The organism is Kiloniella sp. EL199 (assembly GCF_900313065.1).
Taxonomy (GTDB): Bacteria; Pseudomonadota; Alphaproteobacteria; order Kiloniellales; family Kiloniellaceae; genus Kiloniella.
The window spans coordinates 555,903-569,914 of sequence record NZ_OMPU01000010.1 but is presented as its reverse complement, the minus strand read 5'-3'; the positions used below and the strand labels follow the sequence as shown (position 1 = coordinate 569,914).

The window sequence follows — 14,012 nt, the reverse complement described above, 5'->3', positions numbered from 1 at the left end:
GCTTTTGCCGTTGTGATGGAAAGCATTCCTTTGATTAAATTCAGAGGAATGAAATGATCAACATTATACCACAGCTCATTCCTCCTTTTGCATAAACATCATCCTGTCCCCAATGCCAGTAACAATGTTGCAAGATTCACCTAACAAATACTTTAGATACGACAGGCGCAGCAGGGCCACCATTATGAGAGCCCACGCCATCGGCAACAGGTGACAAGGAAGTTGCATTGGCCTGATGCTTTTCATTCAAATTACGGAATGACAGTAATAATAACAGGATACAGAATGCGATCATCATAATGACGAGCAAATTAGCTGCCCGTCGTTGACACGTCAATCTATCAGACATAGTGTGCTCCCTCTCTCAACAGGTCACGGACGTCGCTTGATGTACTTATTTATATGCGTGGCACCTTGGTCATGCCCTGTTGATAGATGCATAAATCGATATTCCGCAACGCCAGCAATACTTGGAAGTTCATGAGGATCATATCCAAGCTCACCAACCAGTTGAGCACGGGATAGACCAACTTCCTCCAACCATTTATCTTCATAAGCCAATAGTGCATGTATCTCTCGCTTTCGGGCATTTTTCTGTTGCCGCGCAAAAAACCAGGACTGGATATTCAACATCCATGTGCCCCAAAAATTATTGGGCAAAGTACAGGGAGAAGAGGTAAATTCAGGATCTAGTGTATTTCCAGTTTTATGTGTCATCTCACCAACTCCTTATCTCTGTTACTTCTGAATATAGGCTCACACTAGACATTCCTGAAATTAATAGTTAAAATGACTGACATTCGAATAATTTATAACTATTCTTTTCAGGACAGACCTATGAATCCCAATCTGGAAAGCGATCTTCTCCGTACTTTTGTCGCGATAGCAGAAACAAAAAACTTCACCCGGGCGTCAGAAATTGTTGGCAGAACACAGTCTGCTGTCAGTATTCAGATGAAAAAGCTGGAAGAAATTGTTGATGGGAAATTATTCGAACGAGGCCCTCGTGGTGTAACACTAACCTCTTCTGGCCAACAACTGGTAAAGGATGCAAAACGCATTCTGTCTTTGTTGGATCAGGCGGCAGCATCACTGCAATCAGATCCACTGAACGGAACCGTCCGAATTGGCATACCGGAAGAATATGGCGGCACTTTTCTTCCCTCTGTTCTATCTCGCTTTGCCAAAACCCACCCACAAGCAGAAGTGACCGTGCGTTGTGCACAATCTGCGGCTCTCAATACAGGTTTGGAAAAAGGTGAACTTGATCTGGTTGTGCTTCATGAAGAAGCCACAAAAATTGGCGGCGAAATTCTCCTCAACAATCCTGTGGTCTGGATTACATCAGATACCTATCGCCAACATGAATGCGTCCCGATGCCTGTTGCCGTCTATGACTGCGAATGTTGGTGGCGTGACTGGGCACTTGCCTGTCTGGAACAACAGAAAAAAGATTATAAAATTACCTATATCAGCAGCAGCACATTTGGCCTGCAAGCCGCCGTATCATCGGGGATTGCAGTGGGCATTCTGGCACAAAGCCAAATCCCCCCCGATTGCCGGGAACTTACCCCCGAAGAAGGTTTCCCAAGGCTTCAGGGCACAAACATTGTTCTCCGGCAACGGATGCAACACGAATGTAGCACCAAAGTGGGCATGGCCCAGGCAATACGTGATGCCTTCCAAGCCCCCAGGACTTAGAGAGCTTTTTGCTGCCCCGCGGCTTTCCCCGACATATTTTTGGTGGGCATATTAATCGCTGCAACACCAACCACGGCAGCCAAAATACCAATACCAACAACAAACGAAATTTCTTCGCCCAGAAAAACCACCCCCAACATAACCCCGACACCTGCGCGCAAGTATGCCTGGCTGGCAACGCCTAACGAGCCCAGTGTTTTAATCAAACGAAAATAGATCAACAGCGCAACACCGGTGCAAAAAATCGATAAAATTATCACGGAACCAAGCGCCTCAGAGGATGGCGTTAGCCTCCAGGGTTGATCAACCGCCAGACTGACGGGCACCAGCACAACGCTGGCCCATAGCATGGTGCCAGTGGCAATCACGGGTGAGCTGAGATGTGTAAAGCGTTTGCCGTAGATCGCGGCACAACCATAGAGAAAAGCGCCCCCTACTGCACAGATTTGCCCAAGAACTTCCTGTCCCAAACCATTAAAAGCATCCACACCAACAATGAAAACTACCCCTAGAAGACCAAGAGTTGCCCCAAAAAGCTTTAAGCCTGTTACCTTCTCATGACGCGTGAAAAGCAATGTAATAAAAAAAACAAAAATTGGCGATGTTGAATTCAGCACGCTGGCCAAGGCACTATCTACGTACTGTTGCCCCCAAGCCAATATTGTCCATGCAGCAATGGAACTTAAAAAGGATTGCACAAGCAACATACCCCAGCTTTTCCCATCCCGGGGCAGCTGTTCTTTTTTGACTGCCAGCACCAGTAATAAAAAAACTGCAGCCCCACTTACTCTAACCGCAACCAGAGTCAGCGGTGGGATCTCTGTCACAGCAACCTTGGCAAAAAGATAGGACGATCCCCACAGCAGCGCGAGGAGAGAGAGAAATCCCAGTTCAATAAAGAGGACTGGTTGCTTTTCATTTATCACGATAATTCAGCCTTCGCTTCTATATAGCTAATTCAAAGAAGCACACTATAAATTATATCATTACGGAAATGCTTCGCTTAACACCGAAGTATGAATTTCAATTGATCCCGGAAAACACTCGAAAGAAAACACTAATAAGCAGCAAAGTTATCGCCCACTCTGCCATTCACCCGTAACAGAGGGAGTGGTTTCCTTGCTGGAACCTTTCATTGATACCGTTGTAATCTGTACAATGACTGCACTGATGATCATCATCACAGGTCAATTGACGATCAACCCAGAAACAGGGAACGACATCGTCGAAGGCGGCACAATCGTCACAGCAACTGGTGCCTCGGGTGCCGCAATCTTTGCCATGGCCGTGGTAAACATTACTGGCCTTTACTTCCTGATGCCAATTGTAAAGCGCGAGTTGAGCAGCTATATGGCCCGCCCCAAAAGCGGAGAGATCATGAAATTCTCTGGCGATGCAGGTAAAAGCGTCGCAGAATAGAGAGTAGAACAAATAACAACACTTACAAACGGGCGGCTATCAGTCGCCCGTTTTTCTTTTTTACAAATCTCCGTTGCATCCTTGTTAAAAGAGGCGCAGGCTAATGCAAGTTAAGGCTCTGTTTCATTGCAGAGCTTTTGTCTGTTTGCAAAATATAACAGATCATCTTGTTCATACGCCTGTACTGGTTTTCTCTTGATTATCTTCCGAGGCCAGCCTTTGCTAAATAAAGCAAAGATCTGATACCGCTCTGTGCGGCTCACCTTAACAGGACGTCATATCAACTTTGACCTGCGTTAACAGGTTTAGCACTTCCATCTTCCCCATATATCTTTTGGGAAGCGATTGGATACAGAGGATTTTTGTCACATGCAGTTCGTGCCCGAACGCATATCAACATACTGGTTAGAAGATTTGCTGCCCGAATTTTCAGGGCGCTGGAATAGAATTCCCGGCAATATACGCGGGGCCATTCTTGTTCTTCTCGCCACCTTGAGCGGTTCAATTATGGGCGCGTTAATCAAGGTTGTCGGGCAACGAGTTCCCGTTTTTGAAATCCTGTTTATCCGCCAGCTCTTTGCCCTTTTGATGGTCGCCCCGATTATCATTAAGTCAGGCCCTTCTGCCTTTAAAACCAGTGTCTGGAAACTTTATCTTGTTCGCGGTGCTTTTTCCTTTATCGCCATGAGTGCAGGCTTTACAGCTGTCGTCTATATGCCCTTGGCAGAGGTCACCGCCATTGGCTTTGTCCGTACTCTTTTCACCACACTACTCGCGATAGTTTTCCTTCGCGAAATTGTTGGTATCCGTCGTTGGTCAGTCACAATTATCGGCTTTATCGGTGTACTGGTAATCATCCGCCCAGATACCGGAGAATTTAATATCTATGCTATCCTGGCCGTGATTTCTGCCTTCTTTGTTGCTGCGATTATGATTATCCTGCGCAAGGTTTCCCAGATAGACAAACCATCGACGATCATGGTTTACCAATCTCTGCTTGTGACGCTATTCATGGCTGGCCCGGCCTGGTGGTACTGGACAACCCCAACCTTGAACGAGGTACTGATCATTATCCTCATCGCGTCTCTCCTGTCTGCCATGCAATGGTTTTATATTCAGGCCTATCGCGTTGCAGAGGCGGTTACAGTGGCACAGGTAGAATACGTGCGTTTGCTTTTTGCCACCGGCATCGGCATCCTCTTTTTTACTGAGATACCGACCCTCTGGACCCTTCTGGGTGCCAGCATCATCGTTGCCTCAACCTTCTACACCGTCCATCGTTCCGCTGTGCGCACAAAAGAACGGAAAGCTGTTGGAAAAGAGTAAGCTTATGCGCCGTTATCTATGACTTCAAAAGCTGGTAGTTTCCGTTACAAATTATTGTTTTAGAACAAAATATCAGAAGTTAATCAGTACTGAATTTGTCACGTCCCTAGTCAGTTAACTCCTCTGCCGAACGGCTATCTGTTTTCGTAATTTTGAAATTAACGTGTTTGTATCATGGCAGACATATCCAATTTCCGGAATGCCCTGTCCAGCAATTGATCTATTCCGCTGAACAAACGATTTAAAACCAATTTGTCCATACCACATTCTTACTCTGTTTTGCCTGAACGCCCATAAAACAAAAGATCTGTAGCCTCGTTGCAGTAAAAATTCCCCCATGTTGACGATCATCACAGGACCGACAATACCTCCCCGATATTCAGGCATCACATAAGCAGCGTGCATTTCACCAGCCCCATCAGGAGCATCAGGGTCTTCGCATGGTTTACAACAACAAAAACCAACAATGGTTTGATCAACAGTCACAACGTAAAGCTTTTCATCAAGCGGAGTTTTCTCAAACCAATACAACCATTGCTTTTTTCTGAAATCTGCATCTCTGTTTTTCAGAATGCTTTCTGGCATAAAGCTGTAAACCTCTTGCCAACAGAATTCATGAATTTCAGCTATTTTATTTATATCCCCGGTGATTGCTTCTCTAATATTTATCATCGCCAGATTACTTTATCGAACAACAGTTTCTCAAAAATTTTATGGCCACATCCAAATTATTAACAAAGTGATAACCTAAGAAAGCTACTCTACCATTAAGAGCTACAAAAACAATAAATTCAACCTACACCAAGGATCAAGTGTGAAACATAGATTGAACTTCAAAAACCTTGAATGCTGCATCGTAGATGACGAGTCTTTTATACAAAAAATCATAAAATCAATTCTTGTGTCACTGGATGTAAAAGACATCCGCCTCGCAAGTGACGGCGCTGAGGGGTATAAATTACTTCAGGCCAAGCCGACTGATCTGATTTTTATTGACTGGACGATGGAGCCTATGTCGGGAATTGAATTGCTTGAAAAAATTCGTTCATCAGACGAACCGGAAATAGCAGAGACCCCCGTCATTATGCTCACGGCGCACTCTGAACAGGAGTATGTCAAAAAAGCCATTGTCGCCGGGGCCAATGACTATCTGGTGAAGCCTGTTTCACCCCTGCTCTTGCGACAGCGTATAGAAGGTATTTTCAAAAAACAGCTTCCGTTAAGCGTGAAGACAGGCAGGGCAAGGGCAAAGCCAAAAGGAATTTCTGCGCCGCCTGGAATCAAACCGAAGAAGAAAGAAGATATTACAGAAGACGATTTTTTCGAGATTTGTATAGAAGGAGAATGAGCGGGACATTGCCCCTCTCATTTTGATAATGCTCCCTGTTTTTTTGAACAGGGGTTTAATCAGTGAAAATATCAAATGATTCAGATTTATCCACCTTTTGAATCCTGAACACTCCATAAACCCAGTTCTTGTTTTTGAGCCTGAAACTTGGTCAGCAGCCAGAGGATGAACTTATTCCCCCTCCCTGAAAGTTCGAACTGGGGAAAGTTCCAACTGGGGAAAGTTCGAACTGGGGAAAGTTCCAACTGGGGAAAGTTCCAACTGGGGGAAACGCTAATCCCTACTCCGCCATACCAAGGGATTTCAGAAACTCATGCTCGGTCATCCGGGGGTGGTCACCGGCAAAATTGTATCCGTCGGGTTTACTGTCAATATAGATTTCATTGGCCAGTGAAAAGCCGTCATTTTTATCAAAGGCCCCCGCCCATACAACTGTCATGCTGCCATCACGAAGACGATAGAAAAGATGTGTTCCACAGTTTTGACAGAAACCACGTTCAGCCCAGTCAGACGAAACATACGATTTCACATTGTCCTCGTTTTCAAACTCCATGCTTTCGACATGGATTGCCATGGTTGGCCCACCTGACCATTTCCGGCACGTCCCGCAATGGCACACCCCATGATCACCACCAACACCAGTCGCCGTAAATTTAACAGATCCGCACAGGCATCCACCTGTCATAGCCTGATCATTCCCATTATCTGACATTTTTATCCCCTCCAGGTTCAAACAGAAGCAACACTTGCGATTGTCTCTCCGGCTCACAGGTGATTACTTCACAATGATAAAAACAGATCATACATGCTCTCTACTGACAACATTATGTCAGCAGACTTCATATTAAATATCTACCCTTTGTGTAGAAATTGATATCTATCGCTTATAACACATCACAATCGGGGACAGGATACGGGCCCTGTATTTTGTCCGAGAATATTTGCTGAAACATTTGCGGCAGCCATCTCGCAAGGATCAACTCAAAACCGGAAAAAAACAACTGCCTCATTTCAAAAGTAGTGTTACAGGTCAAAAGTAGTGTTACAGGTCAAAAAAGAGCGCAAACATTTTGGAAGCCCGGGTCATACTTTGTCAAAAACCACATATCTGGATATGGAATCATGTACATGACATAGAACATGGATTTCTTAAAAACTCATACTTCAAAAAATATCGAGTTCAAGCATCTTACAGATAATGACTTCACACAAGATTGTTGTTTTGGCCAATATGAATACAATATAATTGGTACTCTTCATCGTAATTGGTACTCTTCATCGTAAATTATGTAATCAGGTCAACATGGTATCCAAAACTGCATACCCTCTATAAGTGCAGTGAATTTTTCACGCTTTTTTCACTCCACATATTCTCTGAAAACGTGTTCAATACTCTTACGCAAGCAACTTGTCCCGGTTTCCGAAGCGCTCGCACTGCGCATCATCTAATTCAGAAACCGGGATTTGCTTTTTTTACTCTCTGATAAAGAAAATATTTGCGACAAGTTCCTGTTGCACAGGTTCTGCGCACACCTTTCTTTCAAGAAATGTTTCTGAGTTTTTAGAAATCATTGCGGTTTATTCATAACCCTGCTCATTAATGAACCAACTCGTTCCTCTAACGAACTTGATTTTCGTATCTTTCTGTCTCCTAGGCCTCTAACCGCCTTAAGAAATCAAAACCTGACTGGCATATAATATCAGCCAATATAACAGTTGATTTTTTGATCGTGAATTGTTTTTCACGGTCTTTTCACTCACACCTTTCTGGCAAAATAGGTTTATATACTCATGCAAGCAACTTCCCCCGAACAGGCAAAGCGTTCCTTTTGCACCACGCGATGTCAGTTCGGGGGTCGTACTAAGTTATATACTTAACTTGATTTCACTCTGCCTTTTATATTTCTGGCTTTGCTTGCATTTTCATCTTGATCGCTTTCCGATCAAACTATTTCAGCACGTCGCCGTCATTTATTTCGTCGGCACACCCTGAATTAGCCTTACCCGGCTGGCAATCTTATTGCTGGCTCCTTGACTCTTGTTGACTTTGTTAGGGGGACAAATTCAGCAAGGGTCATTTTTTATGCTTTATACAAGCTCCAGATCCAGCGGGTTTTTTGAACTAGGTTTCATGAAAAAAGCCTGGGACAAATAAATCCCAGGCTTTCATAATTCAGTCTCCAAAAAAGCGTCATGCTGCAGCCATACGCTTTTGAATTTGGTGTGCATCTTCTTCCAGGCCTATTTTCCAGTAGGCAGACACATAGGTATCTTCCTTTGGGATTCCACGTTCCTGATAAAGGTGATTTCGGAGCTCTTTAACAACACCGGCCTCACCGGCAACAAAGACACTGGGGTAGCCCGGGCGCCAGCGCATTCCCTTGATAAAATCGCACTGCTTATAACTTCTCTGATCCGGGTTATCGTGGATTAGCCAATGAATATCGATACCAGCTGGTGCGTCAATTTCCTGACGATCATCATCTGATGTCACTTCGAAAACCGCAGTTCCGACAGCATCTTTAGGAAGCTCTTCCAACGCAGCAGCTGCGGCAGGAATTGCCGTCATATCCGCCGCCAGTAAAAACCAGTCTGCATCCAGATAAGTCATCTTTTTGGAACCAGGCCCAAACAAACCAATATAATCCCCCGGCAAGGCAGCTTGTGCCCAGTTACTCGCCGGACCACCGTCGCCATGGATAACAAAATCAATATCCAGCTCATTTTCATCAACGCGGTGGTGACGCACCGTATAGGTCCGCATTACAGGGCGCTGCCCTGCTTCTAGCTGCGCAACAAACTCGAAGGGATCAATGTCACCTTGCGGGATCAAGACCTTTACATGTGCGCCTTCCTGATCTGCAGGAAAACCATGCAAGCCAATCCCTCCAAATGTTACACGCAACATATGTGGTGTCAGCGGCTCTTTGCGCACAACAGTTAAAATTCTCGGTGCTTTACGCTTACTCATTTAATCCCCCAATTTGGCAAGGTGATTACAACCATCAACTCTATATATCGACCACTGGATATTGACTGCTGGCTTGCGCCAGATTTTTGAAGAAGAATAGTTGCGAACTATCTCTCATACGACCATCAACCTACTGCCAGCGCCAGTATATCTACAGGGAATATAAGACGTAATTATGACAATACAATGCGAATCATTCTTAACAACAAAGAATCACTGTTAACATATTAATTTAAAACAAAAAGATTTTTGTCTTTTATTATCAGAAGTCCAAGGCTGATTCTAAAAGCTTTCTCAATGTAATCAACAGTTCCTTGTCCCCTGTCTGTAAGCTTTAAGTCTCAATAAAAGAGTAGATCACAAAATCTTATACATATAGGTTGTTGAATCCAGACAATCAGGATCGTGTGTGTCTTGGCAAAAATTTGGAATAACACCTGCCTTTTCATAGCCTAATTTATGATAAAGCGGTTCAGCCTTGTCGCCTGTTCTTGTATCCAGCGTAATCAAGTTTCTTTGGTATTTTCCTGCTTGCCTTTCCAATTCAAACATCAGGGCCTTTGCAATACCTCGTTTACGGAAAAGCGGTGATACCAACAATTTTGAGACATCAGCCCTATGAATTTGATTAGGCATAGTTGCCAAACACAATTGAACAGTACCGACAATCTGTTCATCAAGCATACAAACCATAAGAACGACTTCCCCATTTACAATCAAGGGACGGACTTTCCCGCGCCAGAAATCCAAACTTTCTTCTAAAGAAAAGGGAACAACAAACCCGACACTGGCGCCATCCAAAACACAGGCATGTAGTAATGAAGCCAAAGCTTCTACATTTTGGTCAAACTCTTCTATATCAAGGCACCTGATATCAATTCCGTCATTCATCGGCCAAAGCTCACCCAACTATTGTATGGAAAATTCCGAGTATAATTCTCGTTAAAGTACTTTTGAAAAACCATATCACAGGATAACCAACGTATATGAAGCGCCTGAATGCTTGTCAGCCCTAAAACAATTGACTCCTTGCAACTTATAACGAAGACAGTCACCGGGCTGTAACTGATAGGTATGCGTTTCAATGGTTATCTCAAGCGCCCCTTCTCTCATGATCAAATGATGCTCCAAACCACCTTTAGGCCAATTGTTCTTTGAAAAGCCGGAATAGGAAATTTCAGCGCCGGGATCTAATCGACATTCAAGAACTTCACAGTTCAAACTTTCAGAGGGTGGTGAAACAGATCGGCGTTCAAAACCTGTTTTTTTATCGTTCCAGACGACCTGGTCATCCCGGCATATCAGCGGAGAATAATTCTCTTCCACCATGGCCATCAAGCGTGACATCGTCATGCCATAGGCAGCGCATAAACGCCCCAATACAGTCGCGGTCGGACTAACCTCTCCCTTCTCCATACGGGAAAGAGTTGCCCGGCTCACATCGCTGTGCACTGCAAGTTGATCCAATGACCATCCTCGCTCGCCACGTAAAGCCCTTAAACGTTCAGCAAGACGCTTGTCTTGATTACTTTCATCCATACATCCCATATACGAGAAATATTCTCATATTCAAACAATGTCAATAGCAACAAGTCAATCCAAAACAGAATACCCGACTATCCATCCCTCTGATTAACCCAGAGAAGTCTTAAAGCAGATAGATCTCATAAAAGTGGCAGGATCTTGTTGAAAATCATTGATAGAGTTACGCTGAGCAACAACCTCCTTCATTACCACACCCGGCATTAAGATGAAGCAAGCAAAACAGATGAACCGACAATTCAATCTCCGCCTCTCCTTTAATGCCTTCATGCTATGCACACTTTTGCTTATCACTCCTCAAATCTCAGATGCAGGCGATTACGAAAATGGCATTGCCGCTTACCGTGCCGGAGATTATGACAAAGCCATAAAACTTTTAAGTAGCGCCGGAAATCAAGGGAATGCAAAAGCCCAATATTACCTTAGTGTTCTTTACGAAGGCGGGTCCGGGATCGATAAAGATATGAACGCTTCCCTCAGGTGGCTCAAACGCGCAGCAGAGGGTGGCATGGTCGAGGCACAGCGCAACCTTGGGACTTTTTTTCACGATGGTATTGATGACCCGGATGACGATATTGATCAGGCCATCTATTGGTATCAACGCGCAGCAAGCCAAGGAGATCTGACCGGACAATTGCGCCTTGGTATATTATTAGACCGCGAGAAAGACACAGCTTTTGATCATCGTGAAGCCATTCGCTGGTATCTTCTCGCAGCACGACAAGGTGTCGCTCAAGCACAGTACAATCTGGGTGTCATGCACAGTCAAGGGCGTGGCACCCCCATAAATCCTGATAAAGCCCTGAACTGGTTTTTTAAAGCAGCCAAACAACGCTACACACATGCAATGGTCGCCATTGGCGATACGTACCTTTCCGGGAAAGGTGTACCGCAATCAAATGTCGAAGCCTACAAATGGTTTCAGCTTGCCGATATCAACGGCCATGAAACCATCGCCCACAGAATGAAGGAAATCGCGACTGACCTGACCAGCGAACAAATCAAGAAGGCCGAGCACTCGGCAAATGTATGGTTAACCGAAAACTGAATGAAAACATTTCAAGGCTGAAACCAATCATACGCCCAGCTATACCAATTGCTGATGATAGAAAAGCAATTACAGGATAGACATAGATTAACCACCACGTATTTTCATTTCAAAAGCGGTACGGTCACGCTGAATTTCTTCCAACACATCCCGCTTTGCGTTTGCCCGGTCATCATGTTTGCCACTCCAGATAATTAATTCGATTAATATCGGGGCAAGATCATATCCCTTACGGGTAAGGTTATAGACAAAGCTGCGGCGATTTTCCGGGTCTCTTTTTTTCTCGACAATTCCATTGCTCTCAAGATGCTTGAGCCGATCAATAAGGATATTGGTCGCAATGCCTTCTTCGGCCTGCAGGAATTCACTGTAAGTCCGTTTACCACGTAACATGATTTCGCGGATGACCAGTAAACTCCAACGATCCCCAAAGGTATCAAGGCCAAAAGCGACAGGGCAACCAGAGCTGCGTATCTTTGTTTCAGATTTCATTTTTGCATCATAAAAAAATAACTTGCGAAACGCAATACGTAATGCTAGCAATTTACGTATTGCACTTTGCAAGCAAAATGGAGAACACATTATGCCAATCACACTTACCCTCACAAAAGATGTCCTTTCCTCTGGACAAGAAACCCTTGCCATCTCGAAAATCACAGAATCATTCCTCAAGCACCACGGATTGAGTGGAAACACGGTAATGACACCAAATGTAACCGCTCATATTGTCATCGTGGAAAAGGGGTGTTCCTTTGCAGGCGGCAAACCTGTCGAAGGGGCGTGGATCGAAACCAAGACTCCGTCTTTTGCGTTGGCAGATCATGCCGTTCAAAGCGCATTTTTTGGTGAAGCGACACAAATCCTCCACGACCTTTCTGGCGGCACACTGTCCAAAGACCGTATCTGGTCGAACGGCGTTCACGCAGTCGACGGCACTTGGAATATATCAGGCAAGGCCCTTAAAAATGCCGAAATCGGCGAAGCGATCTCAGCAGGGTAATTCATGGGTTCCGTCCATGTACTCTCAGTAATCTGCGTTTGGCGGAGCTATTAGTGCTCCGCCAAACAACTAATTTAAAGGAAAAGAGATGCAAGCGAACTCAGACTTCTCAGACAAAAATATAGAAATTCTGCCGTCGCGTATTCTTCACACCATGATCCGCGTCAGTAATCTTGAAAGATCTCTTGCCTTTTATCAGGATGCACTGGGTATGGTTGAAATACGCCGAGAAGATTATCCTGAAGGGCAGTTCACTCTGTCGTTTCTCGGATACAGCGAGGATCCTCAAGGACCCACCATTGAATTGACATATAACTACGACAAGGCTGAATACACACATGGTTCAGGCTTTGGGCATATCGCAGTCGCAGTGTCCGATATTAATGCAGCTTATGAGCGCCTGTCAGGTATGGATATCAAAATTATTCGACGCCCTGGGCCGATGGCCTATACCACCACCAATGGCCAGCGAGACGTCATCGCCTTCATTTCAGATTCCGATGGCTACCAGATCGAGTTAATCTCTAGCTCAAAAGCTTAGATATTACCAATAACAGCATCACAGAACATAACCACCGTCATCCAATTTCCAACCTTTTATAAAATACCAGACACCAAGGAGAACACCATGCCATTCGTCCGCATCTATCATCCTTCAGGTAACGACACGCTTTATCCCGCAGCTCTTAGCCAAGGAATACATCGTGCTTTGGTCGATGCTTTTGGCATTCCAACCGAAGACTATTTTCAGGTTGTGACCCCGCTTCAGGCTGGCACCGAATTGATTGGCCCTGACACCTTCCTGGGGATCACTCATTCAACCGATCTGGTGATAATTCAAATCACATGTGCCGAGGGTAGAAAGCTCGAGCAGAAAAAAACACTTTATGAAGCAATCGTAGAGAATCTTAGCAATGACGCCGGAGTACCAAGAGACGACATTATCATAAACCTGATCGAAACAAAGCGCGAAAACTGGTCATTTGGGAACGGTCAAGCACAATTCGCCTACCCCACAGGTTCCTGAATATTAAAACCGGCATACTGACAATTGAACCAAATTAGGCAATTGAACCAAATTAGGCAATTGAACCAAATTAGGTTTGTTCTGACAATATCCGCGACTTTTAACCAGCCAATAGAAGATCATCATTATTGGCCATTCAGAAGTAATTCGACAGTATCTTCTGGCAACTTGACCACTTAGCTGACAAGCTCAGCACATAATCTGGAATCATATACAGTCAGGGGCAAAGCACATTCGCCCCTGACTGTTATCGTAACGAAGACCTTGAGTTATTTTAAATCAACCGAGCAAAACTACAGTAATGCTGAGATTGCCCAACAGCTTAACTGTATCGCTTCAGGACAGTGCCCTATCAGCTTCGATTTTCTTTTTCCAATTCTCCAACGTCAGGATGAAACTATCATGGGATAAGAGCAAGTCGCTTGCGTATTGCTCATGCAGTGGTTCCAATCGAACTCCAGCTCTGTCAATACAAATCAAATTAGCATTTGCAGAGCCTTCCCATTGATATTCAGCATCTTTTAACGCCGTTTTTGCCTTCGAAATCAAAGCATCAGCCCACTGCAGATCAAACTGTACGTCTGTACGTAAAAACTCTTCAATGCGCTTTTTGTCGGTCACTTACTTCGT

General features: G+C 44.6%; 18 protein-coding genes. 8 read left to right on the top strand and 10 right to left on the bottom strand.

Features of this window, described 5'->3' with window-relative positions; translation table 11 throughout:
• Nucleotides 1-136 precede the first annotated feature (136 nt).
• Together D9A03_RS11085 and D9A03_RS11080 are read right to left on the bottom strand one after the other, a co-directional pair.
• Entirely contained in the window at nucleotides 137-349 is a 213-nt protein-coding gene (locus D9A03_RS11085) for a hypothetical protein (RefSeq protein ID WP_120497241.1), read from the bottom strand.
• 23 nt (nucleotides 350-372) lie between these two features.
• Entirely contained in the window at nucleotides 373-717 is a 345-nt protein-coding gene (locus tag D9A03_RS11080) for a hypothetical protein (protein ID WP_120497240.1), read from the bottom strand.
• A 120-nt stretch (nucleotides 718-837) separates the two neighbouring features.
• On the opposite strand from D9A03_RS11080, the gene D9A03_RS11075 reads away from it, so the two are divergent.
• On the top strand, nucleotides 838-1,701 hold the full coding sequence (locus D9A03_RS11075; protein WP_120497239.1) for a LysR substrate-binding domain-containing protein: 864 nt from the start codon (nucleotides 838-840) through the stop codon (nucleotides 1,699-1,701).
• Here D9A03_RS11075 and D9A03_RS11070 read toward each other — a convergent pair.
• Nucleotides 1,698-2,627, bottom strand: coding sequence for a DMT family transporter (locus D9A03_RS11070; protein ID WP_216825447.1), 930 nt, complete (start codon nucleotides 2,625-2,627; stop codon nucleotides 1,698-1,700). The two genes, D9A03_RS11075 and D9A03_RS11070, sit on opposite strands and share 4 nt — an antisense overlap.
• Nucleotides 2,628-2,721: 94 nt before the next feature.
• Here D9A03_RS11070 and D9A03_RS11065 point away from each other — a divergent pair, with 94 nt between their 5' ends.
• A complete protein-coding gene (locus D9A03_RS11065) occupies nucleotides 2,722-3,120 on the top strand; it encodes an alanine:cation symporter family protein (protein ID WP_371682962.1) in 399 nt (132 codons plus the stop codon).
• Nucleotides 3,121-3,489: 369 nt separating this feature from the next.
• Nucleotides 3,490-4,446, top strand: a complete 957-nt coding sequence (locus D9A03_RS11060; protein WP_120497238.1) for a DMT family transporter — start codon at nucleotides 3,490-3,492, stop codon at nucleotides 4,444-4,446.
• Nucleotides 4,447-4,560: 114 nt separating this feature from the next.
• Here D9A03_RS11060 and D9A03_RS11055 read toward each other — a convergent pair whose 3' ends face one another.
• Nucleotides 4,561-5,118, bottom strand: coding sequence for a GNAT family N-acetyltransferase (locus tag D9A03_RS11055; protein WP_120497237.1), 558 nt, complete (start codon nucleotides 5,116-5,118; stop codon nucleotides 4,561-4,563).
• A gap of 142 nt (nucleotides 5,119-5,260) precedes the next feature.
• Here D9A03_RS11055 and D9A03_RS11050 point away from each other — a divergent pair, with 142 nt between their 5' ends.
• The gene (locus tag D9A03_RS11050) at nucleotides 5,261-5,794 is read left to right on the top strand and encodes a PleD family two-component system response regulator (RefSeq protein WP_162938094.1); all 534 of its coding nucleotides are present in this window, start codon (nucleotides 5,261-5,263) and stop codon (nucleotides 5,792-5,794) included.
• 280 nt (nucleotides 5,795-6,074) lie between these two features.
• Here D9A03_RS11050 and D9A03_RS11045 read toward each other — a convergent pair whose 3' ends face one another.
• The 4 genes from D9A03_RS11045 to D9A03_RS11030 form a co-directional block, all read right to left on the bottom strand.
• Complete coding sequence (locus D9A03_RS11045; protein WP_216825446.1) at nucleotides 6,075-6,506, bottom strand: GFA family protein; 432 nt, start codon at nucleotides 6,504-6,506, stop codon at nucleotides 6,075-6,077.
• Nucleotides 6,507-7,985: 1,479 nt separating this feature from the next.
• On the bottom strand, nucleotides 7,986-8,765 hold the full coding sequence (locus D9A03_RS11040) for a siderophore-interacting protein (RefSeq protein WP_120497235.1): 780 nt from the start codon (nucleotides 8,763-8,765) through the stop codon (nucleotides 7,986-7,988).
• A 357-nt stretch (nucleotides 8,766-9,122) separates the two neighbouring features.
• On the bottom strand, nucleotides 9,123-9,656 hold the full coding sequence (locus tag D9A03_RS11035; protein ID WP_120497234.1) for a GNAT family N-acetyltransferase: 534 nt from the start codon (nucleotides 9,654-9,656) through the stop codon (nucleotides 9,123-9,125).
• A gap of 75 nt (nucleotides 9,657-9,731) precedes the next feature.
• Nucleotides 9,732-10,304: a helix-turn-helix domain-containing protein gene (locus D9A03_RS11030; RefSeq protein WP_120497233.1), complete on the bottom strand. Its 573-nt coding sequence runs from the start codon at nucleotides 10,302-10,304 to the stop codon at nucleotides 9,732-9,734.
• Between the two features lie 211 nt (nucleotides 10,305-10,515).
• Between D9A03_RS11030 and D9A03_RS11025 the strand changes: the two genes are divergently transcribed.
• Nucleotides 10,516-11,355, top strand: a complete 840-nt coding sequence (locus D9A03_RS11025; RefSeq protein WP_120497232.1) for a tetratricopeptide repeat protein — start codon at nucleotides 10,516-10,518, stop codon at nucleotides 11,353-11,355.
• Nucleotides 11,356-11,442: 87 nt separating this feature from the next.
• On the opposite strand, the gene D9A03_RS11020 is transcribed toward D9A03_RS11025, so the two are convergent.
• Nucleotides 11,443-11,847 (bottom strand): helix-turn-helix domain-containing protein, encoded by a 405-nt coding sequence (locus tag D9A03_RS11020; protein ID WP_120497679.1) that lies wholly within the window; start codon nucleotides 11,845-11,847, stop codon nucleotides 11,443-11,445.
• A 91-nt stretch (nucleotides 11,848-11,938) separates the two neighbouring features.
• Here D9A03_RS11020 and D9A03_RS11015 point away from each other — a divergent pair, with 91 nt between their 5' ends.
• The 3 genes from D9A03_RS11015 (at nucleotide 11,939) to D9A03_RS11005 (ending at nucleotide 13,382) form a co-directional block, all read left to right on the top strand.
• Nucleotides 11,939-12,355: a 4-oxalocrotonate tautomerase gene (locus D9A03_RS11015; RefSeq protein ID WP_120497231.1), complete on the top strand. Its 417-nt coding sequence runs from the start codon at nucleotides 11,939-11,941 to the stop codon at nucleotides 12,353-12,355.
• A gap of 88 nt (nucleotides 12,356-12,443) precedes the next feature.
• The gene (gloA, locus tag D9A03_RS11010; protein WP_120497230.1) at nucleotides 12,444-12,896 is read left to right on the top strand and encodes a lactoylglutathione lyase; all 453 of its coding nucleotides are present in this window, start codon (nucleotides 12,444-12,446) and stop codon (nucleotides 12,894-12,896) included.
• Nucleotides 12,897-12,983: 87 nt separating this feature from the next.
• Nucleotides 12,984-13,382, top strand: coding sequence for a tautomerase family protein (locus D9A03_RS11005; RefSeq protein WP_120497229.1), 399 nt, complete (start codon nucleotides 12,984-12,986; stop codon nucleotides 13,380-13,382).
• 336 nt (nucleotides 13,383-13,718) lie between these two features.
• On the opposite strand, the gene D9A03_RS11000 is transcribed toward D9A03_RS11005, so the two are convergent.
• Nucleotides 13,719-14,003: a hypothetical protein gene (locus D9A03_RS11000; protein ID WP_120497228.1), complete on the bottom strand. Its 285-nt coding sequence runs from the start codon at nucleotides 14,001-14,003 to the stop codon at nucleotides 13,719-13,721.
• Between the last annotated feature and the right edge of the window lie 9 nt (nucleotides 14,004-14,012).

Coding starts and splice junctions, on each gene's coding strand:
- D9A03_RS11085 (WP_120497241.1), bottom strand. CDS start 349: ATGTCTGATAGATTGACGTGTCAACGACGGGCAGCTAATTTGCTCGTC.
- D9A03_RS11080 (WP_120497240.1), bottom strand. CDS start 717: ATGACACATAAAACTGGAAATACACTAGATCCTGAATTTACCTCTTCT.
- D9A03_RS11075 (WP_120497239.1), top strand. CDS start 838: ATGAATCCCAATCTGGAAAGCGATCTTCTCCGTACTTTTGTCGCGATA.
- D9A03_RS11060 (WP_120497238.1), top strand. CDS start 3,490: ATGCAGTTCGTGCCCGAACGCATATCAACATACTGGTTAGAAGATTTG.
- D9A03_RS11055 (WP_120497237.1), bottom strand. CDS start 5,118: ATGATAAATATTAGAGAAGCAATCACCGGGGATATAAATAAAATAGCT.
- D9A03_RS11045 (WP_216825446.1), bottom strand. CDS start 6,506: ATGTCAGATAATGGGAATGATCAGGCTATGACAGGTGGATGCCTGTGC.
- D9A03_RS11040 (WP_120497235.1), bottom strand. CDS start 8,765: ATGAGTAAGCGTAAAGCACCGAGAATTTTAACTGTTGTGCGCAAAGAG.
- D9A03_RS11035 (WP_120497234.1), bottom strand. CDS start 9,656: ATGAATGACGGAATTGATATCAGGTGCCTTGATATAGAAGAGTTTGAC.
- D9A03_RS11030 (WP_120497233.1), bottom strand. CDS start 10,304: ATGGATGAAAGTAATCAAGACAAGCGTCTTGCTGAACGTTTAAGGGCT.
- D9A03_RS11025 (WP_120497232.1), top strand. CDS start 10,516: ATGAAGCAAGCAAAACAGATGAACCGACAATTCAATCTCCGCCTCTCC.
- D9A03_RS11020 (WP_120497679.1), bottom strand. CDS start 11,847: ATGAAATCTGAAACAAAGATACGCAGCTCTGGTTGCCCTGTCGCTTTT.
- D9A03_RS11015 (WP_120497231.1), top strand. CDS start 11,939: ATGCCAATCACACTTACCCTCACAAAAGATGTCCTTTCCTCTGGACAA.
- gloA (WP_120497230.1), top strand. CDS start 12,444: ATGCAAGCGAACTCAGACTTCTCAGACAAAAATATAGAAATTCTGCCG.
- D9A03_RS11005 (WP_120497229.1), top strand. CDS start 12,984: ATGCCATTCGTCCGCATCTATCATCCTTCAGGTAACGACACGCTTTAT.